Source organism: Rhodococcus sp. MTM3W5.2, from assembly GCF_001984015.1.
In the GTDB taxonomy this organism is placed as follows: Bacteria; Actinomycetota; Actinomycetes; order Mycobacteriales; family Mycobacteriaceae; genus Rhodococcus_G; species Rhodococcus_G oryzae.
On the sequence record NZ_CP019572.1, the window covers coordinates 426,987 to 452,857 of the forward strand.

At 71.5% G+C, this 25,871-nt stretch carries 17 protein-coding genes and 3 pseudogenes; 7 read left to right on the plus strand and 13 right to left on the minus strand.

Annotation, left to right across the window (positions count from 1 at the left end; genetic code table 11):
* The 4 genes from BTZ20_RS02035 to BTZ20_RS02050 form a co-directional block, all read right to left on the minus strand.
* Positions 1 to 1,449: an aldehyde dehydrogenase gene (locus BTZ20_RS02035; RefSeq protein WP_077040198.1), complete on the minus strand. Its 1,449-nt coding sequence runs from the start codon at positions 1,447 to 1,449 to the stop codon at positions 1 to 3.
* 87 nt (positions 1,450 to 1,536) lie between these two features.
* Positions 1,537 to 2,739 (minus strand): phosphotransferase family protein, encoded by a 1,203-nt coding sequence (locus tag BTZ20_RS02040; protein WP_083742875.1) that lies wholly within the window; start codon positions 2,737 to 2,739, stop codon positions 1,537 to 1,539.
* Positions 2,740 to 2,828: 89 nt separating this feature from the next.
* Complete coding sequence (locus tag BTZ20_RS02045) at positions 2,829 to 3,740, minus strand: ROK family protein (RefSeq protein ID WP_077040199.1); 912 nt, start codon at positions 3,738 to 3,740, stop codon at positions 2,829 to 2,831.
* An 83-nt stretch (positions 3,741 to 3,823) separates the two neighbouring features.
* Positions 3,824 to 4,579: a class I SAM-dependent methyltransferase gene (locus tag BTZ20_RS02050; RefSeq protein WP_077043409.1), complete on the minus strand. Its 756-nt coding sequence runs from the start codon at positions 4,577 to 4,579 to the stop codon at positions 3,824 to 3,826.
* Positions 4,580 to 4,732: 153 nt separating this feature from the next.
* Between BTZ20_RS02050 and BTZ20_RS02055 the strand changes: the two genes are divergently transcribed.
* Positions 4,733 to 5,971 (plus strand): glycosyltransferase family 4 protein, encoded by a 1,239-nt coding sequence (locus BTZ20_RS02055; RefSeq protein ID WP_077043408.1) that lies wholly within the window; start codon positions 4,733 to 4,735, stop codon positions 5,969 to 5,971.
* Here BTZ20_RS02055 and BTZ20_RS02060 read toward each other — a convergent pair.
* Positions 5,894 to 7,689, minus strand: a pseudogene (locus BTZ20_RS02060) (hypothetical protein). The gene BTZ20_RS02055 and the pseudogene BTZ20_RS02060 overlap by 78 nt on opposite strands.
* A 33-nt stretch (positions 7,690 to 7,722) precedes the next feature.
* Between BTZ20_RS02060 and BTZ20_RS02065 the strand changes: the two are divergent.
* Positions 7,723 to 8,924, plus strand: a pseudogene (locus BTZ20_RS02065) (polysaccharide biosynthesis protein).
* On the opposite strand, the gene BTZ20_RS02070 reads toward BTZ20_RS02065, so the two are convergent.
* A complete protein-coding gene (locus BTZ20_RS02070) occupies positions 8,921 to 9,676 on the minus strand; it encodes a Mut7-C RNAse domain-containing protein (RefSeq protein WP_077040200.1) in 756 nt (251 codons plus the stop codon). The pseudogene BTZ20_RS02065 and the gene BTZ20_RS02070 overlap by 4 nt on opposite strands.
* Before the next feature lie 101 nt (positions 9,677 to 9,777).
* Positions 9,778 to 10,953 (minus strand): DUF3068 domain-containing protein, encoded by a 1,176-nt coding sequence (locus BTZ20_RS02075; protein ID WP_077040201.1) that lies wholly within the window; start codon positions 10,951 to 10,953, stop codon positions 9,778 to 9,780.
* A gap of 273 nt (positions 10,954 to 11,226) precedes the next feature.
* Here BTZ20_RS02075 and BTZ20_RS02080 point away from each other — a divergent pair, with 273 nt between their 5' ends.
* Entirely contained in the window at positions 11,227 to 12,369 is a 1,143-nt protein-coding gene (locus BTZ20_RS02080; protein WP_223263572.1) for an acyltransferase family protein, read from the plus strand.
* 2,195 nt (positions 12,370 to 14,564) lie between these two features.
* On the opposite strand, the pseudogene BTZ20_RS29650 reads toward BTZ20_RS02080, so the two are convergent.
* From BTZ20_RS29650 to BTZ20_RS02100, 4 genes and pseudogenes are all read right to left on the minus strand, one after another.
* Positions 14,565 to 16,714, minus strand: a pseudogene (locus BTZ20_RS29650) (DUF3367 domain-containing protein); the annotation flags it as partial.
* On the minus strand, positions 16,695 to 16,865 hold the full coding sequence (locus BTZ20_RS02090; RefSeq protein ID WP_077040203.1) for a DUF2613 domain-containing protein: 171 nt from the start codon (positions 16,863 to 16,865) through the stop codon (positions 16,695 to 16,697). The pseudogene BTZ20_RS29650 and the gene BTZ20_RS02090, both read right to left, overlap by 20 nt.
* Before the next feature lie 83 nt (positions 16,866 to 16,948).
* On the minus strand, positions 16,949 to 18,055 hold the full coding sequence (locus tag BTZ20_RS02095; protein WP_077040204.1) for an isochorismate synthase MenF: 1,107 nt from the start codon (positions 18,053 to 18,055) through the stop codon (positions 16,949 to 16,951).
* Positions 18,056 to 18,122: 67 nt separating this feature from the next.
* Positions 18,123 to 18,590: a universal stress protein gene (locus tag BTZ20_RS02100; protein WP_077043410.1), complete on the minus strand. Its 468-nt coding sequence runs from the start codon at positions 18,588 to 18,590 to the stop codon at positions 18,123 to 18,125.
* 139 nt (positions 18,591 to 18,729) lie between these two features.
* Between BTZ20_RS02100 and BTZ20_RS02105 the strand changes: the two genes are divergently transcribed.
* Together BTZ20_RS02105 and BTZ20_RS02110 are read left to right on the plus strand one after the other, a co-directional pair.
* A complete protein-coding gene (locus BTZ20_RS02105) occupies positions 18,730 to 19,860 on the plus strand; it encodes a glycoside hydrolase family 3 protein (protein ID WP_145982430.1) in 1,131 nt (376 codons plus the stop codon).
* Positions 19,861 to 19,985: 125 nt separating this feature from the next.
* Positions 19,986 to 20,579 (plus strand): TetR/AcrR family transcriptional regulator, encoded by a 594-nt coding sequence (locus BTZ20_RS02110; RefSeq protein WP_077040206.1) that lies wholly within the window; start codon positions 19,986 to 19,988, stop codon positions 20,577 to 20,579.
* A 72-nt stretch (positions 20,580 to 20,651) separates the two neighbouring features.
* On the opposite strand, the gene BTZ20_RS02115 is transcribed toward BTZ20_RS02110, so the two are convergent.
* Entirely contained in the window at positions 20,652 to 21,539 is an 888-nt protein-coding gene (locus tag BTZ20_RS02115; RefSeq protein WP_077040207.1) for a MaoC/PaaZ C-terminal domain-containing protein, read from the minus strand.
* Entirely contained in the window at positions 21,539 to 22,885 is a 1,347-nt protein-coding gene (locus BTZ20_RS02120; RefSeq protein WP_077040208.1) for a 3-oxoacyl-ACP reductase, read from the minus strand. Before BTZ20_RS02120 ends, BTZ20_RS02115 begins: the two co-directional genes overlap by 1 nt.
* A 115-nt stretch (positions 22,886 to 23,000) precedes the next feature.
* Between BTZ20_RS02120 and BTZ20_RS02125 the strand changes: the two genes are divergently transcribed.
* Both BTZ20_RS02125 and BTZ20_RS02130 read left to right on the plus strand, forming a co-directional pair.
* The gene (locus BTZ20_RS02125; protein ID WP_077043411.1) at positions 23,001 to 24,338 is read left to right on the plus strand and encodes an acetyl-CoA C-acetyltransferase; all 1,338 of its coding nucleotides are present in this window, start codon (positions 23,001 to 23,003) and stop codon (positions 24,336 to 24,338) included.
* 102 nt (positions 24,339 to 24,440) lie between these two features.
* Positions 24,441 to 25,436 (plus strand): aldo/keto reductase, encoded by a 996-nt coding sequence (locus BTZ20_RS02130; protein ID WP_077040209.1) that lies wholly within the window; start codon positions 24,441 to 24,443, stop codon positions 25,434 to 25,436.
* Positions 25,437 to 25,871: the final 435 nt, after the last annotated feature.

The window sequence follows — 25,871 nt, forward strand, 5'->3', positions numbered from 1 at the left end:
TCAGGCGCCGTAGCCGGGGGGCATCAGCACCGACTTGAGCTCGCAGTACTCGTCAAGGCCCTCGGGTCCGTTCTCGCGGCCGATGCCGGAGTTCTTGTAGCCGCCGAACGGGGAACCCGGATCGAATGCGTACCAGTTGATCCCGAAGGTGCCGGTGCGGATCTGCTTGGCTACCTCGAGGCCCTTCTCGATGTCGGTGGTGTAGACCGAGCCGGCCAGACCGTAGTCGGAGTCGTTGGCGATCTTGATGGCCTCCTCGACGCTGTCGTAGGGGATCACCGACAGGACCGGTCCGAAGATCTCCTCGCGCGCGATCGTCATCGAGTTGTCGACGTCCGCGAAGATGGTCGGCTCGACGAAGTAGCCCGTCTCCAGGCCGGCGGGCACGCCGCCGCCCACGACGAGGCGAGCGCCCTCCTCCTTGCCCTTCTCGATGTAGCCGAGGACCTTGTCACGCTGCTTGGCGGTGATGATCGGGCCGAGCTGCGCGGCCGGATCGTCCGGCATCCCCATCGGCATGAACCCGACGAAATTGGCCATGGCCTCGACGATCTCGTCGTAGCGCGACCGCGGCGCCAGGATGCGGGTCTGGCCGACGCACGCCTGGCCGGAGTTCATCAGGCCCGACAGCACCAGCATCGGCATGGTCGCCGGGACGTCCATGTCCTCGAGGAGGATCGCGGCGGACTTGCCACCGAGCTCGAGCGAACAACGCTTGAGGTTCTGCGCGGCGATCGCGCCGATCTTGCGGCCGACGGCGCTGCTGCCGGTGAAGGTGATCTTGTCGACGTCGGGGTGTGAGACCAGGTACTCGCCGGTCTCCGCGCCGCCGGGGACGATGGACAGCACGCCCGCGGGCAGACCGGCCTCGGCAAAGATCTCCGCGACGAGATTGGCGTTCATCGGGGTTTCCGGCGCGGGCTTGATCACGATGGTGCAACCGGAGATGATGGCGGGCGCCAGCTTGTTGACCAGAAGGAACAGTGGGACGTTCCAGGCGATGACGGCGGCGACGACACCGACCGGCTCGCGCAGGACCTTGCAGACGCCGAAGGGTCCGGTGCGCTCCTCCTCCCAGGAGAACGACTCGGCCAGCGCCGCGTAGCTGTTGATTGTGGCCAGCGTCGGTGTCTTCTGCATGAGTTCGACGCTCGCGCGCGGCGCGCCCATCTCGGCCGAGATCAGTGTGCACAGCTCGTCGGCGCGCTCCTCGATCAGCTTCGCGGCCTTGACGAGGATCTCGGCACGCTGCGCCGGGGTGGTCTGCGGCCACGGGCCGGTCTCGAGTGCGGTGCGCGCGGCGGCGATCGCGGCGTCGATGTCGGCCGGGGCGGCGACCGGGACGCTGCCCACCCGCTCCTCGGTCGCGGGCGAGAACACCTCGAGGCGCTCGTCGGTGGCGGGCGCCACCCACTCCCCGCCGATGTAGAGCTTGTCGTAATCAGTCATGAGTGCTTCCTTGCTGGTCTGTTCGGGGGTCCGTCGTGAAGGGCAACGCGGGTTACGTCGGGGGTCCTCCTCGGTGAAGGTCGTCCATCAGCGCACCTGCGCCCAGTACGTGTCGTCGAGCATGGCCTCGAGTGCCTTGCGGTGCAGGATCATGTCGTCCGGATCGGCAGGGCGCTCGGACTGGCCGAACGCGATCGCGCGGCTCTGCACCCGGAACATGACGATGGCGTGCCGGAGGGCGGCGTAGAGGCTGTAGTAGTCCAGGTTCTCCGGCTGGTGCCCGGTGAGTTCCCGGTACCGCGCGGCCATGTCGTCGCGGCGCATGAAGTCGGGCAGGCCCGGCAGCCCCGCCAGCGTGGTGAGGTCCTCGAAGAAGCGGTGCAGGAAGATCATCCACGCGAGGTCCATCTCGCGCGGGCCGATCGCGGCCATCTCCCAGTCGAGCACCGCCACCGGCGTGAAGTCGCGGTACATGACGTTGCCGATCCGGGAATCGCCCCAGCAGAGCACGGCGGGGGAGTCGTCGGCTGGCACGTTCGCCTCGAGCCGGTCGAGGCAGCGTTCGATCAGCGGCGAGCGCGGCCCGTCCGCCGTCGCCCACTCGTAGTAGCCGCGCTGACGGGCCAGGTGCGCCCGGAACGACTGCTCGGCGGTGGGCCCCGCGTCGTGCAGTCGCAGGAACGGGAAGTGCTCCAGCGGATCCGGGATCGCGTGCAGCCCGGCCAGGATCCCGACGGACGAGTCCTGCAGGGCGCGGCGCTGCTCCTCGGTGGCCTCGGTGACCCAGGAGCCGAAGTTGTAGGGCATCACGTCGGGCGGAACGTCGCCGTCGATCCGCTGCATGACGAAGAACGGGGCGCCGAGCGGCCCGGCATCCGGCTCGGACCAGTAGGCGGCGGGGACGGGGACGTCGGACAGCTCGCGGACGGTCTTCATGACCGCGAACTGGGTGCCCATCTCGTAGCTCGGGAAGATCGGCATCGAGGAGGCGCCCGGCTCGACGCGTGCGACCAGTTGGTGGGTGCGGCGGGTACCCGGCTCCGCACCGGCAAGCGGGTCCGTGGCGGATTCGGTCCAGGTCGCGTCGAACAGGATGGTCTCGCTGGACATGCCGTTCGCGGCGGGGAGCCGCACGTCGGAGACCACGGGATCGGCGCCGTCGGGCAGCCTGCCCGTCAGCCATTCCTGGAGCTCGCGGCCCAGTTCGGCGGTGTCGCGTTGCGATCCGGTTGGGCGGGCGACCTCGGCAAAGTTCTCGCCGTTGTCCTGGGTGATGTTGGCTGTACTCACGGTGCCCTCATTCGTCGTCAGAGGTGTGGTGAGAAGCACACTAGAACACGTTACAGAACTTCCGGGCGCAAATCAGCCCCCTTTTCGTGTCAGGCTTGAACGAAACCGGATCGCGGCTGATCGCCGAGGGTCAGGGCGCCCGCGCCGATCAGGGTGGCGCGCCCGCCGAGCTCCGCGGGCACGATCCGGAGTCCCCGGGTGAAGGACAGGCCGGCGCGGGCCGCGGCGGCCTGCCGCATGGCTTCCCACATCGGCGGGCCGGACTGCGCGAAACCGCCCCCGACCACCGCAAGGTCCAGGTCCAGCAGCGCGGACGCGGAGGCGATCGCCACCCCGACCGCGGTCCCGGACCTGCGCAGCGCGGCCAGCGCGATCGCGTCGCCCGCCTGCGCGGACTCCGAGAGCTCGAGCCCGGTCGTACCCGCCCAGCCCCGCGCGTTCGCCCACCGCACCGACGAGGGTCCGCTCGCCACCGCCTCGAGGCAGCCGACGCCGCCGCACGCGCAGGCGATGTCCTCGGCGCCCGGCACCACGACGTGCCCGATGTGCCCGGCGTTCCCGGTGCGGCCGCCGACGGGCCTCCCACCGAGCAGCACCCCGCCGCCCACCCCGGTGGAGACGATCATCCCGAGCATGTCGGGGGTGCCGCGGCCGGCACCGAAGCGGTACTCACCGAGCGCGGTGCAGGTCCCGTCCATCGCCATCCGCACCGGCACCCCGGGGAACAGCTCGCGGACCGCGTCGACGATCGGGAAGTCGCGCCAGTCGGGGATGTTCAGCGGGCTGACCGTGCCCGCCTCGATGTTCACCGGCCCCGCGGAGGCGATCCCGACACCGGTGATGGTGTGCCCGTCGGCGACCGAGCGCAGCAGCGTCGCGGCGGCGTCCCACACCCCGGCGGTCGGGGTCGGGCTGCGCTTCTCGGCGAGCAGCTCACCGTCGGCGGAGATCAGTCCCGCCGCGAGCTTGGTGCCGCCGATGTCCAGGGCCAGTCCGGTCATGGCCAAGAAGCGTAGGCGGCTGCGCCGCCCGCGCGCGGTTGACGAGTCCAGACACTCGTCAACCGCGCACGGGCGCGAAGCGCCTATTTCTTGCGCAGCACCACGACGAGGTTGCTCACCAGCAGTTCGCGCAGGCCGGGGATGCGGACCATCCACCAGGCCCAGCGCGGGTGGTACCGCGGGAACGCCGCGAGCAGCTCGCCGTCCGCAGTCGTGCGCGCCCAACGCAATCCGTCGGCCGCCCCGACGTCGAAGAGCGACACCCCGAACCGGTTCTTGGGCTCGCGGCCGTTCTTGCGCGCGTAGCGGCGGGCGGCGTACTCACCCCCGAACACGTGCCATGGCCCGGTCTCGTGCCCGCCGAACGGTCCCCACCAGAGCGTGTACGAGAGCACCATCAGCCCGCCCGGCTTGGTGACCCGCAGCATCTCGTCGGCCATCGTCCATGGCTCGGGCACGTGCTCGGCGACGTTGGAGGAGAAGCAGATGTCGACGCTGTCGTCGCGGAACGGCAGTGCCATCCCGGAACCCCTGATCGCGCCGCCGACCGTCAGCCCCGCCGCGTGCATCTCGGTCGGGTCCGGCTCGACCGGTATGTAGCGCGCGCCTGCCCGGTGGAAGGCCTCCGCGAAGTAGCCGGGACCGCCGCCGACGTCGAGCACGGTCCGACCGGTCAGGTCCTTGCCGGTCATCCCGGCGTACAGGTCCTCGATCAGCTCCAGCGAATCTCGTGCCAACGCGCCGTAGAAGAGGTCCGGGTCGTCCTGTTCGTGGCGGAAGTCGCCGAGCAGTCCGACGGACCGGCGGAGGGTGGCCCGGCGGGCGAAAATGCGGGTCACGGGAAGGGCGGTCACGGGTAGGAACCATAGCGGCCGCGCCGAGGCACACGGATCGACGGATCACCGTAGCGGACACGATCGCGCTGCGCAGCGGTTATTGTGTCCTCTTGACCGCCACCGCGGCCGTAGCCATCCGAAACAGGAGTTGTGACCGTGCGCGAGGTTCTGCTGTTGTGCTGGCGTGACAGCGGGCACCCGCAGGGCGGCGGCAGCGAGCGGTACCTGGAGCAGGTCGGGGCCGGACTCGCAGAGCAGGGCGTCAAGGTCACCCTGCGCACCGCCCGCTATCGGGGCGCGCCGCGCACGGACACCCTCGACGGCATCGCGATCAGCCGCGGCGGCGGGCGACTGACCGTCTACCCGCGGGCGCTGGTCGCCATCGCGCTCGGTCGCCTCGGCATCGGCCCGCTCAAGGGTGTGCGCCCGGACGCGGTGATCGACACCCAGAACGGCATCCCCTTCTTCGCGCGCGCGGTCGCGGGCGCCCCGGTTACGGTCCTCGTGCACCACTGCCACCGCGAGCAGTGGCCGGTGGCCGGACGGCTGATGGCCCGCGTCGGCTGGTGGGTCGAGTCCACCCTGTCGCCGCGGGTACACCGCCGTAACCAGTACCTGACGGTGTCGCTGCCCTCCGCGGAGGAGCTCACCGCGCTCGGCGTCGACCGGGAACGGATCGCGGTCGTGCGCAACGGCGCCGACTCGGTCCCGCCCGCCGTGCGGATCGGGTCCGACGACACCCGCACCGAACACCCGAGCGTGTGCGTGCTCTCGCGGCTGGTGCCGCACAAGCAGATCGAGGACGCCCTCTCCGCCGTCGCGACGCTGCGCCGCGACACCCCCGAACTGCGCCTGGACGTGATCGGCGGCGGCTGGTGGGAGGAGAACCTCAGGGACCGCGCGCACGAACTCGGCATAGCCGACGCCGTCACCTTCCACGGGCACGTCCCCGAGGATCGCAAGCACGAGCTGCTCTCCCGGGCCTGGGTGCACGTGATGCCCTCACGTAAGGAGGGCTGGGGTCTCGCCGTGATCGAGGCCGCCCTGCACGGCGTCCCGACCGTCGGCTACCGCAGCTCGCGGGGACTGACCGACTCGATCATCGACGGGGTCACCGGGTCACTGGTCGGTGGCGACGAGGTCGCGGACAGCGACGTCGCGGACCTGACCGAGGCGGTGGAATCCCTCCTGGTGGACGCCGAGCAGCGCACCGAGCTCGGCGAGAAGGCCCGCGCGCGGGCCGCGGAGTTCTCCTGGGCGCAGACCGCGTCCGGGGTGCGCTCCGTGCTCTCCGCGTCGGCCGCCGGGCGGCCCGTGTCAGGACTGATCGGTGCGGCCCCAGCCGCGGCGGCCGCGGGCCCGGTGGGCCAGAAGTCCCAGCGCGCTGCCGGCTAGCAGCGCCGCCCACACCAGGTGGGCCGCGACGGAGGCCGCGCGGCGCGCGGGGTCGGCGGCGGTGACCTCGACGGGCCCGGCCACCCGGTACAGCGCCAACTCCTCGTCGGCGTACACCTCGTCGAGCTGATCGAGGGTGCGGCGCGACTGCCCCAGCGGGCCGGGGGTGCTGCGTTCGACCAGCACCCACCGCACCCCCAGGTTCGCCAGGCCGTCCGCGTCTTCGCCTGCGAGCAGTAGCCGTTCGACGTCGCGGGCCCTGCTGCCCTCGCCCTCGACGGTGCCCTCCGCGACGATCAGCTCGCCGGTCTGCAAGACGTCCTCGGGCAGCATCCGTGGCGCCGGGTCGAGGACGGGTGCGTCGCCGCCGTAGGGGAAGAGCCGGAACATCCCGGCGGGCAGCACCGCGACGTCGCCGTCCTCGTCGGCGGTCCGCAGCTGCGAGGCGACGCGCTCCCACGACGCCGGATAGTGCACCGGGCGCAGCGCCCCGCCCACCCCCAGGCCAGGTCGGGCAGCGCGATCAGCACCGCGACGATCCCGACCGCCGCGGCGACCCCCGTTCGATTCCGTCCTGTTGTCGCGGTGCCGAACACCCGGCCGCCGAGCCTGGCCAGCGCCCCGGCCCCGGCCGCCGCGGCCAGCGCGTAGAACGGCGCCGCCAGCGCCACCCACTTCTGGGCGTCGCGCAGCAGCCCGGCGCCGGGCACCCGGGTCGCCGCCCATTCGCCCGCGGTCAGGCCCCAACCGGTGGCGGCCAGCGCGGGCAGCAGGACCGCCCCGGCCGCGACAACGGCCAGCGCCGCGATCACCGGGTTGCCGCGGCGCCGCCACAGCGCGGGCAGCCCGCACGCGACCACCGCCAGCAGCACCGCCGTCCCGACCAGGGCGAAGATCCCGGTCCTGGTCGCGGGCACCGCCGTGGAGTTCCAGATCCCGCCGAGGCCGGCCAGGCTGCCGAGCGTCCCCAGTCCGGGCTCGGCGCGCGCGGCGAACGCCGCCACCCCGGCCGGGTCCGATCCCTGTGCCCCGGCGCCGGAGAGCGCCGTCGCGATCAGCCACGGCGCCGACGCCGCAACCGCCAGCGCGGCGGTCACCGCCAGCCGCGACCACCGCGCGCCCGCGCCGCCGGGCAGGGCCAGCAGCACCGCGGCCAGCGCGGTGGCCAGCAGCGCGCCGGTCGGGGTGAGCCCGGCGGCCGCCAGCGTCAGGCCGAGCGGGCACCACGACCGCGGGGACCACGGGGCGGGCGAGCGCCGCAGGCGCAGCGCGGCGAGCACCGTCCACGGCAGCGCCGCGTACCCGGTCAGCAGGCTCCAGTGCCCCTGCAACAGCCGCTCGGCCACGTACGGGTTCCACAGCAGCACCGTCGATGCCAATAGCTGTGGACCGAGTCCGGTCGTCGGGAGCAGCGCGGCGACCATCCGGGCCGCACCCCACCCCGCGAGCCACAGCGCCGACAGCAGGATCGCCTTCACCACCAGGCCGCCGTCCACGACCGACGTCAGCGCGGCGATCAGGGCGTCCTGCGGGACCGCGCGCGCGGCGGCGTCGGTCAGCCCCAGCGCCGAATCGGTCAGGTACGAGCGCGGGGTGCTCACCGCGTCGCGCAGCAACAGGTAGCCGGGGCCGAGCAGTGGCCCGAGGACGAGCGCCGCGAGCGCCAACGAATACAGCGCGGGAACGGCCCGGGTGAGCCCCGCGGGCCGCGCGATCATGGTCCCGACGATAACGGGTGCGATCATGGGCGGATGACACCTCGCCCCGCCGCCACCTCCGCGGTGGCCGGGATGACGATGGTGACGGCCGGCTCGATGACCGCGAATCTGGCCTCGTATGTGCTGGCCCTGCTCGCCAGCCGCTGGCTGGGGCCGGCCGGCTACAGCGAGTTCGCGAGCCTGCTGGCCGCCCAGCTGGTCCTCGCGGTGCCCGCGCTGGCCCTGCAGACGGTGGTCGCCCGCGAGGTGGTGCTCGGCGGCGGTGATGCCGCGCTGCGTGGCCTCGGCCGCCGGTGCGCGGTGATCGTCGCGGTGATCGCCGCGGCGCTCGTGGTCCCGGTTGCGGCGGTGCTGGACACCGGGGTCGGTGCGACGGCCGCCGCGCTGCTGACGGCGCCGCTGCTGGTCCTGCTGGCCACCGAACAGGGACTCCTGCAGGGACGCGGCCGCTTCGGTGAGCTGAGCGTGATCCTGGCCGCAACGGGCATCGCCAAGGTGGTGCCCGCGGTCGCGGCCCTGGCGCTCGGTTGGGGGCGGGCGCTGCGCTGACGGTGGCGGCGATCGGGACCGGCGCGGTGGCGGCGGGCGCCCGGGTGCTGGTCGGCCGCCAGGGCGCAATCGCCGGTACCGAGGGGACCGTCCCCGTCGGGGTCGCGGCGGTGCTGCGTGCCTCGCAGGTCCAGCTGGCGCTGATCGCGCTGTCCTCGGCGGACCTGCTGTTGACCCGGGTGGTGCTCGACGAGTCGCAGGCCGGGCAGTACGCGCTTGGCGCGGTGGCGACGAAGGCGGCCTTCTGGCTGCCCGCCGCGGTCGGGGTGGTGCTGTACCCGCGGATGGCCAGCCCGACGCACTCGGCGCGCGCGGTGCGCTCGGCGCTCGGCGTGCTGGTTGGGCTCGGCGCGGTCACTGTCGCGGGCGTCGCGCTGGTCGCGCCGCTGGCGCCGCTGCTGGTCGGGCAGGCCTACGCGCCGGTGCAGGGCCTGCTGTGGTTGTTCGCGCTCGACGGGGCGTGCCTCGCGGTGCTGCAGGGGGCACTGCTGTCGGCGATCGCCCGCGAGCGCACCCGGCTGGCGCTGGCCGCATGGGCGGCGCTGGCGGTGGAGGTCGTCCTGATCCTGGCCTTCGCCTCGACGATCGAACAGTTGATCTCGATCGCGGTGGGCACGGCCGCGCTGGCGGCGGCGGTGGTGAGCGTCGCGGCCCTGCGCGGCGCCGCCGGCGCCCCTGAGAGCTAGAGCCGCACCCCGACCGCGGCCAGGCGCCGACGCAGCCGCACCAGATGACTGCCCGGCCAGTACAGCCGGCCGCAGGAACCGCAGCGGCTGAACTCGCGCTGTTCGCGGGCGACGCCTGCCGGTACCAGTCCGGCCGCGACCCACCTCGGCACCGGGGCGACGGGCCCGTTGCAGCGGGCGCACCGGGTCAGCGGTGCGATCCGCGCATCGAGCTGGAAGCGGTCCAGTACCTCGCGGAGCTGTAGGCGCGGGTCGGTCTCGTGCAGGAAGGCGCCGCGGCGCAGGGCCGCGCGTTTGAGCAGACCGATGTCGCGGGTCAGTACCGTCCGGTGCTCGCTCAGCGAGAGCGCGAGCAACTCCTCGTCCGCGAAGTCGTTGCGGTACAGGCAGTCGAAGCCGAGCAGGCGGAGGTAGGAGGCGAGCCTGCCCAGGTGCACGTCGGCCGCGAACCGCGGCTCCCGCAGCGGCAGCGGGCGCAGTCGGGTGAGGCCGTTCAGATCGAACCGCTCGAACACCGGGTAGACCGATACCCGTTCGCCGCCGCGCAGCCGGTGCCCGAATCCGACGGAGTCGCCGTCGACCAGGATCAGGTCGACCTCGGTGTGCGGCACCCCCAGCGACTCGATCCGGTCCTTCACCGTCGGGGTGCCGTCGAAGTCGTGCGCGACGTCGCGCTTGCGCAGCGCGGGCGGCAGGAAGTCGTTCAGCTCCTCGTAGAAGCGGAACTCGCAGCGGTGACGGGACGGACTCATGTGCGCGCTCTCGACTACCGCCCAACCTACGCCCGGCAACGCGAAGGGCCCGCACTCGAGATGAGTGCGGGCCCTTCGCGTTGCGTGCTGAGGCGTGGTGCCTACAGGCGGGTGGTCGGCGGTTCCTGGTCGCGGGTGTCGACGGCCGGGAACTCTTCGGTCTTGTCCGAGGTCCAGTCGTGGCGCGGGAACTGCTCGGTCTCCGCGTTGCCGGAGTCGTACGACTCGTGCGCGGGGCCGCTCGGGGTGGTGTCTGCACCGTTCGCGGTGGCGGGGGTCTTCGGTCCGCTGCCTCCGCGGACGCCGAGGAAGATGCCGGCGATCAGGGAGATCAGGCCGAGGATGCCGAGGATGATCGGCAGGGTGCGGCCGAACATGGACAGCTTGTCCGCGCCGTCCTTGGCCTGGCCGATCTGGTACTCGATGGTGTCCTCGTTGAACGGCAGCGTGGCCTTGATGACCGTCACCTCGGGCTTGTCAGCCGAGCGGGCGTAGTACTGGTACAGCTTCTCCTGGCCCTTGACGACGACGCCGGTGACCGGGTCGGCCCAGATGTCGCGCTCGTTGGCGTACCAGCGGGTCATGGTGACCGGCGCGTCGCCGCCCTCGACGCCCCAGACGGCGGCGGGCAGGGTCAGCTTGTTCGTCGGCGAGGCGACGACCTTGGACAGGTCGACCGGCTCCACCGTCTGGTTGTAGTGGTACACCTTCATCCCGTTGATCTCCGTCTCCTCGACGAAGTTGATGTCCTGGGTGGCACGGGCGTTGAGGTCGAAGTACGGGTACGCCTGCTGCTCGGCGTCGAACGGCCACTTGTACTGCAGGCCGGTGTGCTCGACCTCGTCGGCCGGCTTGTCGGGCTGCGTCTGGATCGACCCGATCGGGTCCTGGATCGGCATCGAGCTGACCCGGTCAAGGGTGACGGTGTCGACGCTCGCGGTCAGCAGGCCGGTGTCGCCCTGCTTGTCGGTGCGTCGCAGCGTCTGGCCGGCCTGGACGGTGATCTTCTCGGCGTCGGACGGGTCGACGACGGTGACGTAACGCTGGGCGACCAGCGGCACATTGTTGTTGACGACCGCCTTGCCCGCGGTGAGGGACTTCGAGTCGAGGACGTCGCCGATGCCCTCGGCCACCGTGGTGACCTCGAGATCGAGCGGTGTCTTCTTCAGCTTGCCGACGGTGTACGTCGGGATGAGGAGAGCGGCCGCCAATAGGAAAGCGCCGAGCCCCACCAGGATGCAGGCAAGTGTCCTGCTCGGCCCTGAGCGTCCCGCCATGCTGAATCTCCTTCGTCAATCATTGTCAGCCCGAGGTGCTGCCGTGGGCGGCACCGATCGCAGAGCGTCCGGGTTGCGACACTCAGTGAGCCAGACAGTAACAGTGTCCAGTGTCCGATTGCGCTGGCACGCCGTATTTCCGTGTCATGGCATACGGGTGTCCTCCTCGGACACGCCGAGGCTGGGGCACACTGGTCGGCAAATGAGTACCGAGGCTTCCCACCCGCAGCAGGTCGTGTCAGCACCGCGCGGGTTCATCCCGCGTTGGAGGGCATGCGGGGATTCGCCGCGCTCGGTGTGCTGGTCACCCACGTCGCCTTCCAGACAGGGGCGACGGGTGATCCGGTGCTCGGCCGCATCTGGGGCCGATTCGACATGGCGGTGGCGTTGTTCTTCGCGCTGTCCGGGTTCCTGCTGTGGCGCCCGCACGCGGCGGCGGCCCGCGGATTGGGCTCGACCCCGCCGGTCGGGCGGTACCTGCTGCACCGTGCCGCCCGCATCCTGCCCGCCTACTGGGTGGCGGTCGTGCTGATCCTGCTGTTCCTCCCGGAGGCGGGCGGCGGGCTGCAGGTGTGGCTGGCGAATCTGGGCCTTGCCCAGGTGTTCGTGCCGCTGACGCTGACCGGCGGGTTGACCCAGATGTGGAGCCTGTCGGTGGAGGTGGCGTTCTACGCGCTGCTCCCGCTGATCGCGCTGGCGTTCGTCGGCCTGCGCGGCGCGACCGCGCGCCTGCGGGTCCCGGTGCTGCTCGGCGTGGCGGCGCTCTGCCTCGGCTGGGTGTTCGTGCCGGTGCCGACGCCGGACGCGATCCACTCCGACAACTGGCTGCCCGGATACCTGCCGTGGTTCGCGGCGGGCATGGTGCTGGCCGAACTCGCGCTGCTGGTCGACGGCCCGGTGCACCGGCTGGCGCGGCGGCGCGTGCTGATGGCGGCCATCGCAGTGGTCGCGTTCGCACTCTCGTGTACGGATCTCGCTGGGCCGGAAGGGCTCACGCGCGCCGAGCCGTGGCAGTACTCGGTGAAGATCGCGCTGGGTGCGGTGCTCGCGTTCGCGCTGCTGGCGCCGCTGGTGCTCGGCGACACCGAGAAGCACCGGATCCTGGCGAGCCCGCTCTCGCTGACGATCGGACGGTGGTCCTACGGGCTGTTCATCTGGCACCTCGCGGTGCTGTCGATCATCTTCCCGGTGTTCGGCATCGTGCCGTTCAGCGGGAGTTTCGTGTTCGTGCTCGTGGTGACGACCTGCCTGAGTCTGGCCGTCGCCTCCGCGAGCTACGCGCTGGTCGAGGAACCGACCCGTCTCGCGTTGAAGAAGTGGGAGAGCCGTCGCAAGGCCCGGGCGGCGCGGGGCGAGGCGGCCAGCGGCAACGCGGCCAGCCCCACCGCGACCACCGCGATCAGCGCCGGGAGCTGAACGAGCACCGAGTGGCCGACGTAGCCGTCGAGCGCCCGCCACGGCCCGGTGGACAGCAGGGCGGCGCTGAGCATGCTGCCCGCCCCGGCGATTCCGACCAGGATGCGCGCGGCACTGGCGGGCCCGCGTCGGACGCGCAGGATCAGTGCCAGGCCGGTCACCAGCGCCGCGACGATCGTGCCCGGCAGTCCGGCGATCACCGTCGCCAGCGCGAGTAGCCCGAGGTAGCCGACCGTGACGGCGTGCCAGGTCCGCGGCGCCGGGCCTGCCGCCACGCGTCGCCGGGCGGGGAGAACCGCCAGCAGCAGCAGCGGGATGAGCAGCAGGAGGCCACCGAAGATACCGAGCCGGTACCAGCGGTCGGTCGGGAACTCGAGGACGACGGTGCCGTCGGTGCCCGCGGGCACGATCCAGCCCTGCTGCCAGCCGTTGACGACGACCGGCGTCAGCTCGGCGCCATCGGGTGCGGTGGCGACCCAGCCGATGTTGTGGGACTCCGGCACCACCAGCAGCCGGTCGCCCTCGGGGGCGGCCACCCGCACTGCCCGCTGGTTGGGGGTCCATCCGTCGGTGGGCACGCGGACGGCGTCCTGCGCCACCGGCGCGGCGGCGGTTCCTGCCGCGGGGGTGGCGGCGAGCTGCAGTCCGTCGACGAAGAAGGCGGCGCCGGGCGCGACGGTGACGTCCTGACGTCCGGCGGGCAGCGAGATCACGGTTGTCGCGAGTGCATCGGGATCGACCGCGGTGCTCTCGGTTTCGTCAAAGGCGCCGGCATCGTCCGCGCACACGGTCGCGGGCACCGGCGCGCCGGAGCGCAACTGCCCCACCGTTGCGGTGACCGAGGCGCGCAGGGTCCGCCCGGCGAGCGAGAGTGTCGGCCCGTCGGCGCAGCCGACGGTGACGGTCCGGTCGGTGGGCTGTTCCTCCACCCCGGTGCCTGCCACCACCAGGTCGGTTCCGTCCTCGGCGGTGGTGAGGACACCGATCTCCGCGAGCCCGGCCGGCTGCACCTTCGCGAAGCCGAGGGCAGTCTGGTCGAGGACGTCCTCCCAGTCGACCAGGCTGAGCACGATGCGGTCGGTGACGGCGGGTTCGAGGCGGATCGGTTCGTCGTCGGTCAGCTCCCTGACCTGGGGGCCGGTGCCGAGGTCGACCGCGACGGTGGTCGGGGCCGCGGGGAGGGCGCCGAGGCTCGGCGTCAGGTTCAGCCCCGTCACCAGTGTCGGCTCCGGAAGATTCACCGTCAGAGTCGGTTTCGCATCCTTGCCGCTGGTGGTGTCCTCGGATGCGGTCCACGCCGTGCGGGGGTCACCGTCGGTGGCGGCGAAGGCGGACCCGCGCAGGTCGCCCACGGCGGCCTGCCCGACGGCCTGCGCGCGGCCGGGCTCGGCGAGCAGCGCGTCGAGCGCAGGGCCCTGCCGGGAGCGGAGGACCAGCTGCGGTGTCACCGCGGTGGCGGCCGGTAGGGACAGGGTGCGCTGGAAGGTGCCCGGCTCCTCCGGGGCGAGGCCGAGTCCCCGGCTGCACCGCACCCGATCCGGCGCCTCGACGCAGCCGGTCCGGCCGGGCAGTTCCTGACCGAGGTCCCAGCCGGCGACGGTCGCGCCCACCGGGGTGGGCGGCAGCACCGTGCGGAACCGGATCGGCACCGGTACCGGGGCGTCGCGATCGGAGAAGTCCTCGACGGAGATCTCGCTGACACCGAACTGGGTGCCCACCGAGCCGTCCTCGGTCTTGGTCGCGGTGACCTTGAGCCAGTCCGTCTTACCGGTCGGCAGGGACACCGTGATCACCTCGCCCGGCTTGCCGACGCGGACGGCGGTGCTGCCGTTGGGTGTGGTCACCTCGAGCTGCTTGACGGGCACGCCGAGCGCCCCGGGGCTGGTCCGCAGCTTCAGCAGGCCGCTGGTGACGGGTGCGTCGAAGTCCAAGCGGATCCACTGTCCGAGAGCGCTTTCCAGGCCGTTGCTGAACCAGCCGGTCGCCGGGTCGCCGTCCACGGTTGCCGCCGGACCGCTACCGGGCGAAGTGCCTCCGAGCTGGGTGGCGTCGGAGGCCGAGCTGGACACCGTGATCCGCGCGCCGTCCCATTCGCCGGTGACGAGCGGCGCTCCCGGGACCGGATAGTCCGGCACCAGGTTGTGGGTGCGACGCGGGTCGTCGGGGGTTCGCAGCGCCGAGCTGTGGTTGTCGACCTGGCCGTAGTCGGTCTCGCGGTCGGTCGGGGTGTCGGTCACGACCACCGAGTCCACCGGCAGTCCGGCTCGCTCGGCGTCGGCTGCCAGCAGCACCGGGCCTGCGGGCAGGTCCAGTCCGGAGTCGCCCAGGTCGCGTCGTGCGGCCAAGCGCTGCAACGACTCCGGACCGCCCTGCACCTTCGGGGTCCCGTTCAGGTCCACGGTGTACGGGCCGGAGCCGATGGTGCCGAGCTGAGTCGGGACGGTGACCCGGTAGATCTCGACGGCCGGGTACCGAGGCCGCAGGTCGCTGTCGGTGACCAGTCCGTCGGCCTCGCCCGCGCCGATGTCCTCACCGAATTGCGCGACCTTCTCCAGTCCAGGCGATCCGTCGATCGCCTGGTGGACCAGCGCCGGACGGGTCGAGCGGGACGTCTCGGGGTCCAGGTCGTTGCGCACCACGACGTAGCCGATGCCCTGTCCCAGCAGGGTTTCCGCCAGACCTGCCGATGGGCTGCCGTCCGCGACGAGGCGCTGCACGGAGTCCAGCGCGCGGATGGCGCCGGGCGGCACCAGCGGCACCGCGTCGCGCACCGCCCATGGGGTGTTGGCAAGTGCCTGCATCGGCTCGTCGCGGGTCAGCCCCCACACCTGGCTGGCGAACGGGGCGCCGGGCACCAGCAGTGCGCGCTGCGCGTCGGACCCGTCGGGGGAGGTGCCCGCCGCGTGTTCGCCGAGCCAGTCCGCGGCCTCGTGCCAGTACGCAGGCACCTCCGGGTAGGCGCCGCGGGGCGCGAGCTTGCCGGTCCAGGCCAGCGAGGTCGCCAGGGTGAGCGCGACCAGGATCAGGCTGGTCATCGCGACCATCGGCTGGCGTTCGGGGTGCGCGAGCGCGGTCCGCCAGCGGGCGCGGGGGACCGACCCCGGCAGCGGGACCTTCCCGAGCAGGTGCGCGAGCCCGAGGACCAGCGGCAGCCGGACCAGCGGCTCGAGCTTGTGCACATTGCGCAGCGGGGCGCCGCCGGAGTCGAGGAACACCCGGACCTGCTCGGCGATGGGGGAGCCGAGGTCGCCGACGTAGCCCGCGGCCAGGCCCGCCAGCCCGACGAACAGGATCAGCGCCAGCCTGCCCTTGGCAGGCATCGAACGCATCGCCAGCCCGGCCATGCCCGCGGCGGCGATCAGTCCGGTCGCGAGGACCGCGGCCGGCTGGGTGACCAGCACCGCGCCCGCGATCCGCTCGGGGGAGACGAATGGCGTCCAGCTGTCGGTGCCGCGCAGCACCTCCGCCAGGTTCGTCCACTGGGTGGTGACCCCGGACGACTCGATGTAGTCCAGGAACGGGGGCTGACCTTGCCGAGCAGCAGCAGCGGCACCATCCACCATGCCGTCGCGACCACGCAGAGCGGGATCCACCACGCGGTGAAGATCCACCAGCGCCGGTTCGGGCGGTGCGCGGCCCACCACAGGGCTGCGACCAGGCACGCGGCCGCGGTGGCGACGGCGTTCACCGAGCCCATCAGCGCGACGGCGAGCGCCGACTGGGCGGCGAGCCGCGCCGGTGAGTACTTCTGGTCCGCGTGGGGGCCGGAAGTACTCACGAGCGACGACGTCGCCAGGATGACCGGCAGCAGCACCCACGGCGCCAGCATCATCGGCAGGGTCTCGGAGGAGATCGACCCGAGGGTGGTCAGGACCCGCGGCGACAGCGCGAACGCCACGGCCGCGATGATCCGGGAGCTGCGACTGCCGATGCCGAGGGCCTCGGCGACCCGGATGATGCCCCAGAACCCGGCGATGAGCAGCAGTGCCCACCAGATTCGCTGGGTGATCCACGGCGGGATGTGCGCGAGCTCGCCGAGGCTGAAGAAGGCACCGTGCGGGAAGAAATAGCCGTAGGCCTGGTTCTGCACCTGGCCAAGAGGCGCCTGGCTACTCCACTGGTGCGACGCGCGCTCGAGAAACCCGAGTGGGTTCTGGGTGAGGTCGAACTTGGTGTCGGCGACCAGCTGGCCGGGGGCCTGCAGGAACGCCAGAAGAAACGCTATGGCAGAGGCGCCGAACAGCCACTGACGGGTCAGTGGGGCGTTGTTCGGCGCCTCGGACGCCAAGACAGAAGGAGTGCGGGAACTCGCGCTTCCAGCGTTCTTAACGGCTGCCGTACTCAACCTGGTTCAGCAGGGAGGAATCGGCGTTGCCGCTGCGATCGATGTCCGGACGAGTGTTGTCCGACGCGGCCGCAGTAACCCCGAAGACGGCGCCCAGACCGAGCACCGCACCGATCACTGCGCTTGCCACACCGGGGACAAGGAACTTCATCTCGGATCTCCCATTTGCTACTGACCGGAAACGTCTCGCGTCAAGGTATCACCTGGGACCCGACGGTCGGGTTCGCTTACCGGTTACGCGCCGAGGCCGGCCGGTTCGGGGTCGACGCCGAGCGCCCCGAGCAGCGTGCGGAGCTTCGCGGACGTCTCGGCCAGCTCGGAGTCGGGGTCGGAGGCGGCCACGATGCCCCCGCCCGCCCACGCCCGCGCGCGCAGTCCGTCCGCGTCGATCTCGGCGCACCGGATGGCCACCACCCATTCGCCGTCGCCGTCGTGGTCGCACCAGCCGGCCGCGCCGCCGTAGAACCGGCGCGGCTCCTCGCACTCGCGGATCGCGACGATCGCGCCGTCGGTGGGGGTGCCGCCGACGGCGGGCGTCGGGTGCAGCAGGCGGGCCAGCTCGAGCGCCGACGGACCCGGGTCGCGCAGCACGCCCGCGATCGGGGTGCCGAGGTGCCACACCGCGGGCGTGCCGATCAGCCGGGGCGACTGCGGCACGGTCAGTTCGGTGCAGACCGGGTCGAGGACGGAGCGGATCCACTCGGTCACGAAGGCGTGTTCGGACCGGTTCTTCGCCGAGGCCAGCAGCCGCTGTCCCTCGGCGCGGTCCTCGTCGGGGTCGGCGCGGCGCGGGGCGGTGCCTGCCAGCGGGAAGCACTCGACCTCGCGGCCGGTGCGGCGGAGCAGCAGCTCGGGGCTGGCCCCGACGAGAGCGTGCCCGGCATAGCCGTCGCCGGCGGGCGACAGGTCGACGCCGAAGCCGTTGCCCGCGTGGTCCCGCGACACCAGCCGGGCCAGCAGCGACCACGGGTCGATGGGCGCGGCGGCCGAGAGCACCACCGAGCGGGCCGCGACCACCTTCTGCAGGTCGCCGTCGCGGAGCCGGTCGATCAGGCGGGCCACCCGGCGCAGGTGCTCCGCGGGCGCGGGCAGTTCCTCGGTCAAGCGCACGGTGGGCAGCGTGGGCAGCGATTCCGGCCGCCACGGGCCGTCGGTGAAACGCGCGGTCTCCGGCGCGGTCAGCGCGGCGGGCCCGGCTGGGTCGAACGGCAGCGCGCCGACCACGAGCGGTATGTCACGCCGGCCGAGAGCCTCGGCGGCGGCGTCGATCTCGTGGAACCGTTCCCGGCTCCCGGAGGTGCGCAGGGTCCGGTCGGCGCGGGAGAGCAGGAAACCGTCCATCGGTTCACGACGATAGTCCCGCGCCCGCGCGGCGGCCTGCCCGGCCGGTGGCTCGGTGCCCGGTGGCCTATGCGCCAGGAGGGACGATCAGCACGGGCCGGTGACTGTGCCGCAGGACGTGGTCGGCAACCGAGGACTGCAGAAGGGACCGCAGCCCGGTGGTGCCGCGGGTGCCGGTGACGATGATGTCCGCGTTCAGTTCGTCGGCTGCTTCGACGATGGTGGTCCAGATGGTGGTGACACACTCCACGGTCCTGCCCTCGGCGTTGAGGCCCGCGTCCCGCGCCAGATCCAGGCCCTCGATGTTGATGGCCTTGGCGTCGGTCAGCGCGATGTCCTCGGACTCCTCGTCCGGAACCCATTCCGGCTGCATCACGCCGGACAGCCCGGACATCCGGGCGGCCTGGCGGACCATCGGTTCCCATGCGGTCATCACCACTGCCCGCTCGGCGCTGAGAAAGCGGCCGGCGTATTCGATTGCGCGCTTGGCATTGTCGGAGCCGTCGTAGGCGATGAGCATCAGATCTGCAGGCATCGAGACCTCCTCGTTTCGGGGGCGATCCACCTCTCACGCTACCCGTTGGAGGGTGTGGCGGACGGGCGATCTGTCCTACCCTCGAACGGTGAAGATCACTCGAGTGCCCCGCGCCGTTGCCCTCGTCCTCGGTCTCGGGATGCTCGTGTCCTGCGGCAACACCGCGACCGACACCACGCCGTCTCCCTCCGTCTCGCCTTCCCCGTCGGCGACGCCCGAGCGCGATCTCGTCACCGGCGCCAGGGACCAGACGCTGCCTGCGCACTGCGGCGCGGACTTCCTCGCGTCCCTGACGGGGCGGCAGAAGCTGGCGCAGCTGCTCAACGTGGGGGTGACCGGGACCGCCGACGCGGTGGAGGTGGTGCGGAAGGAGCAGATCGGCGGCATCTTCATCGGCAGCTGGACCGACGAGTCGATGCTGGCGGGCAAGCAGGTGCCGCAGGTCGAGGCCGTGGCGAAGGTGCCGCTGATGGTCACCATCGACGAGGAGGGCGGCCGCGTGTCTCGGGTCGCGGACCTCCTCGGTGAGGATCCGCCGCCGCGCACCGTTGCCGAGACGATGACGCCCGAGCAGACCTACGAGATGGCGCTGGAACGCGGGCGGGGCCTTCGGGGTCTCGGCATCACCGTCAACTACGCCCCCGTCGTGGACGTCAGCAGCCAGCCTGCGAACTCGGTGATCGGGGACCGTTCGTTCAGCGACGACCCGGACGTCGTCACCGAGTACGCCGGGGAGTACGCCCGCGGCCTGCGTGACACGGGTGTGCTGCCGGTCATCAAGCATTTCCCGGGACATGGTGCGGCATCAGGTGATTCGCACACCGGTGCCGTCACCACGCCGCCGCTGGACCAGCTGCAGACCCGCGACCTGGTGCCGTTCCGAGAGCTGGTGGACACCGGCGTCGGGGTGATGGTCGGGCATCTGGAGGTGCCAGGGCTGACCGCGCCAGGCGTGCCCGCGAGCATCAGCCCCGCCGCGATGACCCTGCTGCGGACGGGGACCGGGTACGGCGCGCCTGCCTTCGACGGACCGATCTTCACCGACGACCTCAGCGGCATGCGCGCGATCACCGACAAGCTCGACACCCCGCAGGCGGTGGCGGCGGCGCTGACGGCTGGCGCTGATGTCGCGCTGTGGCTGACCACCGACGAGGTACCCGAGGTCCTCGACCACCTCGAGGCGCTGGTGGCCTCCGGCAAACTCAGCCAGCAGCAGGTGGACGATTCCGTGCTGCGGGTGGCGCGGGCCAAGGGCGTCGTCACCTGCTAGCGGCGGCTTTTCCCGGGGCGTAACCGGCCGCGTGCGGGCGCAACGGGCGGATCCGGCAGAATGTAGGACGTCAATCGATCTACTTACTCTAGAGTAAGATAAAGGGTCTTACCTCTGGAGGACACATGGCTGGCGGGACCAAACGGCTACCTCGGGCGGTTCGCGAGCAGCAGATGCTCGACGCCGCTGTCGAGGTGTTTTCCGTCAATGGGTTTCACGACACGTCGATGGACGCCATCGCCGCTGCCGCGCAGATCTCCAAGCCGATGCTCTACCTGTATTACGGCTCCAAGGAGGAGCTGTTCGCGGCCTGCATCCACCGCGAGGGCCTGCGGTTCGTCGAGGCGATCACGCCAGCGGGCGACCCGAGCCTGTCCCCGCGCGAGCAGCTGCGGGCCGCCCTGGTCGGGTTCCTCGGCTTCGTCGATCAGAATCGCTCGTCCTGGATGGTGCTCTATAGGCAGGCGATCGGTCAGCAGGCGTTCGCAGGCCAGGTGCGCGGCTCCCGCGACCGGCTGATCGAGCTCACCGCCAAGCTCCTCGAGTCGAGCACCAAGGATCCCGACGAGGGGACCGACTTCTCCATCATGGCCGTCGCGCTGGTCGGCGCGGGCGAGGCCGTCGCGGACCGGATCGCGGGCGGGGAGATCGCCGTGGACGCCGCGGCCGACCTGCTCGAGCGCCTGGCCTGGCGCGGTCTGTCCGGCAAGAAGAAGTAGCAGGCGCTGCGCGCCTGTGAGTACTTCTGGCCCAGACGGGGACCAGAAGTACTCACAGGCGGCGGAGCCGCCTTACCGCAGGGTCGCGGTCAGGTGCGGATAGCCCTTCTTCGGGTGGCGCAGCGCCAGGTCCCAGCCGGCGCCGTCCGGTCCGGGCACCTGATCGGCGTAGACGTTCACCGTGGCGGGCAGCACGATCGGCTTGCCGAACTTGACGCTGTAGGTGACCCGGTCCGGGATCCGGCCCTCGATCGCGCTGAGCACCGCGGCCGCGCTCCACATCCCGTGCGCGATGGTGCGCGGGAACCCGAACGCCTTGGCGCCGAGGGAGGAGACGTGGATCGGGTTCCGGTCCCCGGACACCGCGGCGTAGCGGCTGATGGTCGACTGATCGACCCGCAGCGTCCGCATCGGGCGCGGCGGCACCTCGTCCGCGTGCACCTGCTTCGGTTCCTTCGGCTCGCCGGTCGGGTGCATCTTCAGGAAGCTGCTGACCTGTCGCCAGACCAGCTCGCGGCCGACGGACACCTCGCTGACGAGGTCCACCTGGGTGCCCTTGGGGTGCCTGCGGATGTTCTCCGCGTGCACCTTCAGGTCCAGCGGCTCGCTGACGGAGATCGGGCGCAGCTGCTCGATCACGTTGTCAGTGTGGACGGAACCGATTGCCGGGAACGGGAACTCGGCCGAGACCATCAGCTTCATCACGGTCGGGAAGACCAGGGTGAAGGGGTAGGTGATCGGCAGGGTGTCGCCGAACCGCAGCCCGCACACCCGTGCGTACGCGGCGAGGTTGTCCGGGTTCACCCGCAGTCCCTCGAGGGCGAGGGTCTGCTTCGGCAGGCTGCGCCTGGTGCCGGACTTGCCGACGACGGGCAGCGCGCCGAGCGCCGCGCGGGCGTAGATCTCGAGTGTCTTGGGCTGTTCCGTCAGCTGCACGAGACCGCCCTTCCTCGCGGACATCAGGCGCCGATCAGCGACTGGCCGCACACCCGGACGACCTGGCCGGTCACGGCATTGGACGCGGGGCTGGCGAAGTACGAGACCAGCTCGGCGACATCGACGGTCTGGCCGCCCTGCAGCAGCGAGCTCATCCGGCGGCCTGCCTCGCGGGTGGCGAACGGGATGGCCGCGGTCATCGCGGTCTCGATGAAGCCGGGCGCGACGGCGTTGATGGTGATGTCCTTCTCGGCCAGCACCGGGGCGGTGGCCTGCACCAGGCCGATGACGCCCGCCTTGGAGGTGCCGTAGTTGGTCTGGCCGCGGTTGCCCGCGATGCCGGCGATGGAGGACACGTCCACCACGCGGCCACCGCTGCGGAGCGCGCCCTTGGCGAGCAGGGTGTCGGTGATCCGCTGCGGGGCAGCCAGGTTCACGGCGATCACCATGTTCCAGCGGGCGTCGTCCATGTTCGCGAGCGTCTTGTCGCGGGTGATGCCTGCGTTGTGCACGATGATGTCGGCGCCGCCGTGGCGCTCGAGCAGGTGCTCGGCCAGCTTCTCGCCCGCGTCGTCGGCGGTGACATCGAGGGCAAGCGCGGTGCCGCCGACCTTGTTCGCCGTCTCCGACAGCGCCTCGCCCGCGGCCGGGATGTCGGCGCAGATGACCTTCGCGCCGTCGCGCGAGAGCACCTCGGCGATGGTCGCGCCGATGCCGCGGGCGGCACCGGTCACCACGGCGACCTTGCCCTCGAGCGGGCGGTCCCAGGAGGCCGGGGCCACGGAGTCGGCGGCGCCGACGCGGATGACCTGGCCGTCGACGAACGCGGACTTGGCGGAGAGCAGGAAGCGCAGGGTGGACTCGACGCCGGACAGCCCGGTCGACGCGTTCGGCGAGACGTAGACCAGCTGCGCCGTCGCGCCGCGCTTGACCTCCTTGCCGACGCTGCGGGTGAAGCCCTCGAGCGCGCGCTGGGCGATCTGCTCGTCGACGCCCGAGGTCTCCTCGGGGGTGGTGCCGAGGACCACGACCCTGGCGCTGGGCGCGAGGTTGCGGATCACCGGCTGGAAGAACTCGAAGAGCTGGACCAGCTCGCTGACCTGGCCGATGCCGGTGGCGTCGAAGACGAGCGCGCCGAGGCGGTCGTCGTGGGGTGCGGCGGCGGGGTAGTCGGAGAGCAGGTTCCGCAGCGGCTCGACCAGGCGGCCCTTGCCGCCGATCAGCACCGGGCCTGCCAGCGCCGGCTCGCCTGCCTTGTACCGGCGCAGCTTCTCGGGCTGCGGCAGTCCGGCCTGCTTGGCGATGAACGCGCCCGGCGCGGAGGAGAGGAACTGGGAGTAGAGGTCGGGAGCGCCCTTGCTGGCTGCCACGGTCCACCTTCTTTGTCGCAATCGGGCACCCGGATTTCGGGTGCGGTGTCGACATTGAACTTACTCTGGAGTAAGTTCGATGTCGAGGCAGGATCCCACATACATGGAGACCGACGTGACCACCAGAGCCCGAACCGCCAAGAAGCCGGCCGCAGCAGCCCCGAGCGCGGGCGGCAAGCAGCTTCGCCCCGTCGCCATCGTCGGCGGCAACCGCATCCCCTTCGCGCGCTCCGACAAGGCGTACGCGCAGGCATCGAACCAGGACATGTTCACCTCGACGCTGGACGGCCTGGTGAGCCGCTTCAACCTGCAGGGTGAGCAGCTCGGCATGGTGGTCGGCGGCGCGGTGCTCAAGCACAGCCGCGACTTCAACCTGATGCGCGAGAGCGTCCTCGGCAGCGCGCTGAGCCCGTACACCCCGGCCTACGACCTGCAGCAGGCCTGCGGCACCGGCCTGCAGTCGATCATCGCGGTCGGCGATGCGATCGCCTCCGGCCGGATCGAGGCCGGGATCGGCGGCGGCGTCGACACCACCTCCGACGCCCCGATCGGCGTCAACGACGCGCTGCGCGAGTTCCTGCTCTCGATCAATCGGGCCAAGACCACCGGTGACCGGATCAAGCTGCTCGGCAACGTGCGGCCCTCCATGCTCGGCCTCGAGATCCCGCGCAACGGCGAGCCCCGCACCGGGATGTCGATGGGCGACCACGCGGCGATCACCGCCAAGGAGTTCGGCGTCCGCCGGGAGGACCAGGACGAGCTCGCCGCGGCCAGCCACAAGAACATGGCGGCGGCCTACGACCGCGGGTTCTTCGACGACCTGGTCACCCCGTTCCTCGGGCTGACCCGCGACGACAACCTTCGGCCCGGCTCGACGGTGGAGAAGCTGGCCACCCTCAAGCCGGTGTTCGGCACCAAGCTCGGCGACGCGACGATGACCGCGGGCAACTCCACCCCGCTCACCGACGGTGCCTCGGCGGCGCTGCTGTCCACCGACGAGTGGGCGGCCGAGCGGAATCTGCCGGTGCTCGCGCATCTGGTCGACTCGGAGACCGCGGCGGTCGACTACGTGCACGGTGGCGACGGGCTGCTCATGGCGCCGACCTACGCGATCCCGCGCCTGCTGGCACGCAACGGGCTCACCCTGCAGGACTTCGACTACTACGAGATCCACGAGGCGTTCGCCTCGGTGGTCCTGGCGACGCTGCAGGCCTTCGAGTCGGACGAGTACTGCAAGGAGCGGCTCGGCCTCGACGGCGCGCTCGGCTCCATCGACCGCAGCAAGCTCAACGTCAACGGTTCGTCGCTCGCGGCCGGGCATCCGTTCGCGGCGACCGGCGGCCGCATCGTGGCCTCGTTGGCAAAGATGCTCGCGGAGAAGGGATCCGGCCGCGGCCTGATCTCCATCTGTGCTGCGGGCGGCCAGGGAGTCACGGCGATCATCGAGCGGTAACCGAACGGCAGGCCGCCGAGCCTGCTGCTGTCGACGCACGGTCTGGAATCACGGTGATCCCAGACCGTGCGTTTCTCTTTGTGGTGCGTGAAGATACGAGCCATGACTGTTCGCACCGTTGCGCTCGCCGAAGGACTCGACGTCAGTGCCATGGGATACGGGGCCATGTCGGTGGCCCCCGTCTACGGACCGGTCGACCCGGCCGAGGCCCTCGCCACGCTGCACCACTCGATCGACATCGGCGTCACCTTCCTCGACACGGCCAACGTGTACGGGAACGGTGCCAGTGAGAAGGCCGTCGGCGAGGTGCTGCGCACCCGGCGCGGCGAGGTGCAGCTGGCCACCAAGTTCGGTCTGGTCGGCAACATCGCCGCGGGGCAGCGGGGCATCGACGGCCGGCCCGAGCACGTCGCGGGCTACCTGGAGGAATCGCTCGGTCGTCTCGGCGCCGACAGCGTCGACCTCTATTACCTGCACCGGGTCGATCCGAATGTCCCGATCGAGGAGACGGTCGGCGCGATGGCCGAGCTGGTGACCGCGGGCAAGGTGCGACACCTCGGCCTGTCCGAGGCCACCGGCGACGAGCTGCGCCGGGCCCACGCGGTTCACCCGATCGCCGCGATCCAGAGCGAGTGGAGCGTGTGGAGCCGCGACGTCGAGCGCAACGTCGTCCCCACCGCCGCCGAACTCGGCGTCGGTTTCGTGCCGTACTCGCCGGTCGGTCGGGGTTTTCTCACCGGCACCTACGACCCGGCCGCGCTCGGTGAGTCAGACCTGCGCAGGCGGTTCCCCCGGTTCGACGCCGAGGCGCTGCCCGGCAACGCGAAGGTGCTCGAGGTGATCGAAGCGGTCGCCCGCGAGTCCGATGCGACGGCGGCCCAGGTCGCGCTGGCCTGGCTGTACGCCAAGGGTCGTGAGTTCTCGTTGCCGGTGGTGCCGATCCCGGGGACGCGTTTCGCCGCGCGGGTCACCGAGAACGCGGAGGCGTTGGCGCTCGAGCTGCACGCCGACTTCATCTCCCGGCTCGACGAGCTGGCCGCGATCACGGTCGGGGCGCGGTCGGCGGATCCGACCTGGGTGTCCTCCGGCCGGGAGTAGGACCACACCGCCGAGGGAGCCCGCTCGATGGCGCGAGCCGCCCGTCCGGAGTCCGGTCTCGGATATGTCACGGAGTTGGCTCGAGTACTCCGTTTTGTGTCGAACCGAGGTCTGGCCAGGCCCGGTTGCGGGTGTTGGGTAGAACACCAACCGACCGCCCTGTTTGGCTTGTGAGGTCGCGAGAGCGATGTCTGCAGGTCACCGGAGCGCTCCGGAAATGACATCACCGATCCGATACCAGCCCGGCCCCGCGGTGCCGATTCATCGCGATGCGGCGGATGAATCCCATTGGAATGCAACGACACTGGCAGGCCGGTGGCGCGTCGACCCGTCCATTCGGGGCGAATCCTGCCGCGGTGGCCGTGATGGAGGGCTGCCGCGCTGAGCGCGTCGCCAACCTCCGATGGGCGCCAAATGTCAACCCGACACGCCAAA

What these genes read in the sequence shown, in the direction of transcription:
- BTZ20_RS02080 (WP_223263572.1), top strand. Translation starts at nt 11,227, where the DNA reads ATGCGGGGATTCGCCGCGCTCGGTGTGCTGGTCACCCACGTCGCCTTC.
- BTZ20_RS02095 (WP_077040204.1), bottom strand. Translation starts at nt 18,055, where the DNA reads ATGGACGGTTTCCTGCTCTCCCGCGCCGACCGGACCCTGCGCACCTCC.
- BTZ20_RS02090 (WP_077040203.1), bottom strand. Translation starts at nt 16,865, where the DNA reads ATGAAGTTCCTTGTCCCCGGTGTGGCAAGCGCAGTGATCGGTGCGGTG.
- BTZ20_RS02110 (WP_077040206.1), top strand. Translation starts at nt 19,986, where the DNA reads ATGGCTGGCGGGACCAAACGGCTACCTCGGGCGGTTCGCGAGCAGCAG.
- BTZ20_RS02045 (WP_077040199.1), bottom strand. Translation starts at nt 3,740, where the DNA reads ATGACCGGACTGGCCCTGGACATCGGCGGCACCAAGCTCGCGGCGGGA.
- BTZ20_RS02115 (WP_077040207.1), bottom strand. Translation starts at nt 21,539, where the DNA reads ATGTCCGCGAGGAAGGGCGGTCTCGTGCAGCTGACGGAACAGCCCAAG.
- BTZ20_RS02075 (WP_077040201.1), bottom strand. Translation starts at nt 10,953, where the DNA reads ATGGCGGGACGCTCAGGGCCGAGCAGGACACTTGCCTGCATCCTGGTG.
- BTZ20_RS02105 (WP_145982430.1), top strand. Translation starts at nt 18,730, where the DNA reads ATGCTCGTGTCCTGCGGCAACACCGCGACCGACACCACGCCGTCTCCC.
- BTZ20_RS02130 (WP_077040209.1), top strand. Translation starts at nt 24,441, where the DNA reads ATGACTGTTCGCACCGTTGCGCTCGCCGAAGGACTCGACGTCAGTGCC.
- BTZ20_RS02070 (WP_077040200.1), bottom strand. Translation starts at nt 9,676, where the DNA reads ATGAGTCCGTCCCGTCACCGCTGCGAGTTCCGCTTCTACGAGGAGCTG.
- BTZ20_RS02035 (WP_077040198.1), bottom strand. Translation starts at nt 1,449, where the DNA reads ATGACTGATTACGACAAGCTCTACATCGGCGGGGAGTGGGTGGCGCCC.
- BTZ20_RS02100 (WP_077043410.1), bottom strand. Translation starts at nt 18,590, where the DNA reads ATGCCTGCAGATCTGATGCTCATCGCCTACGACGGCTCCGACAATGCC.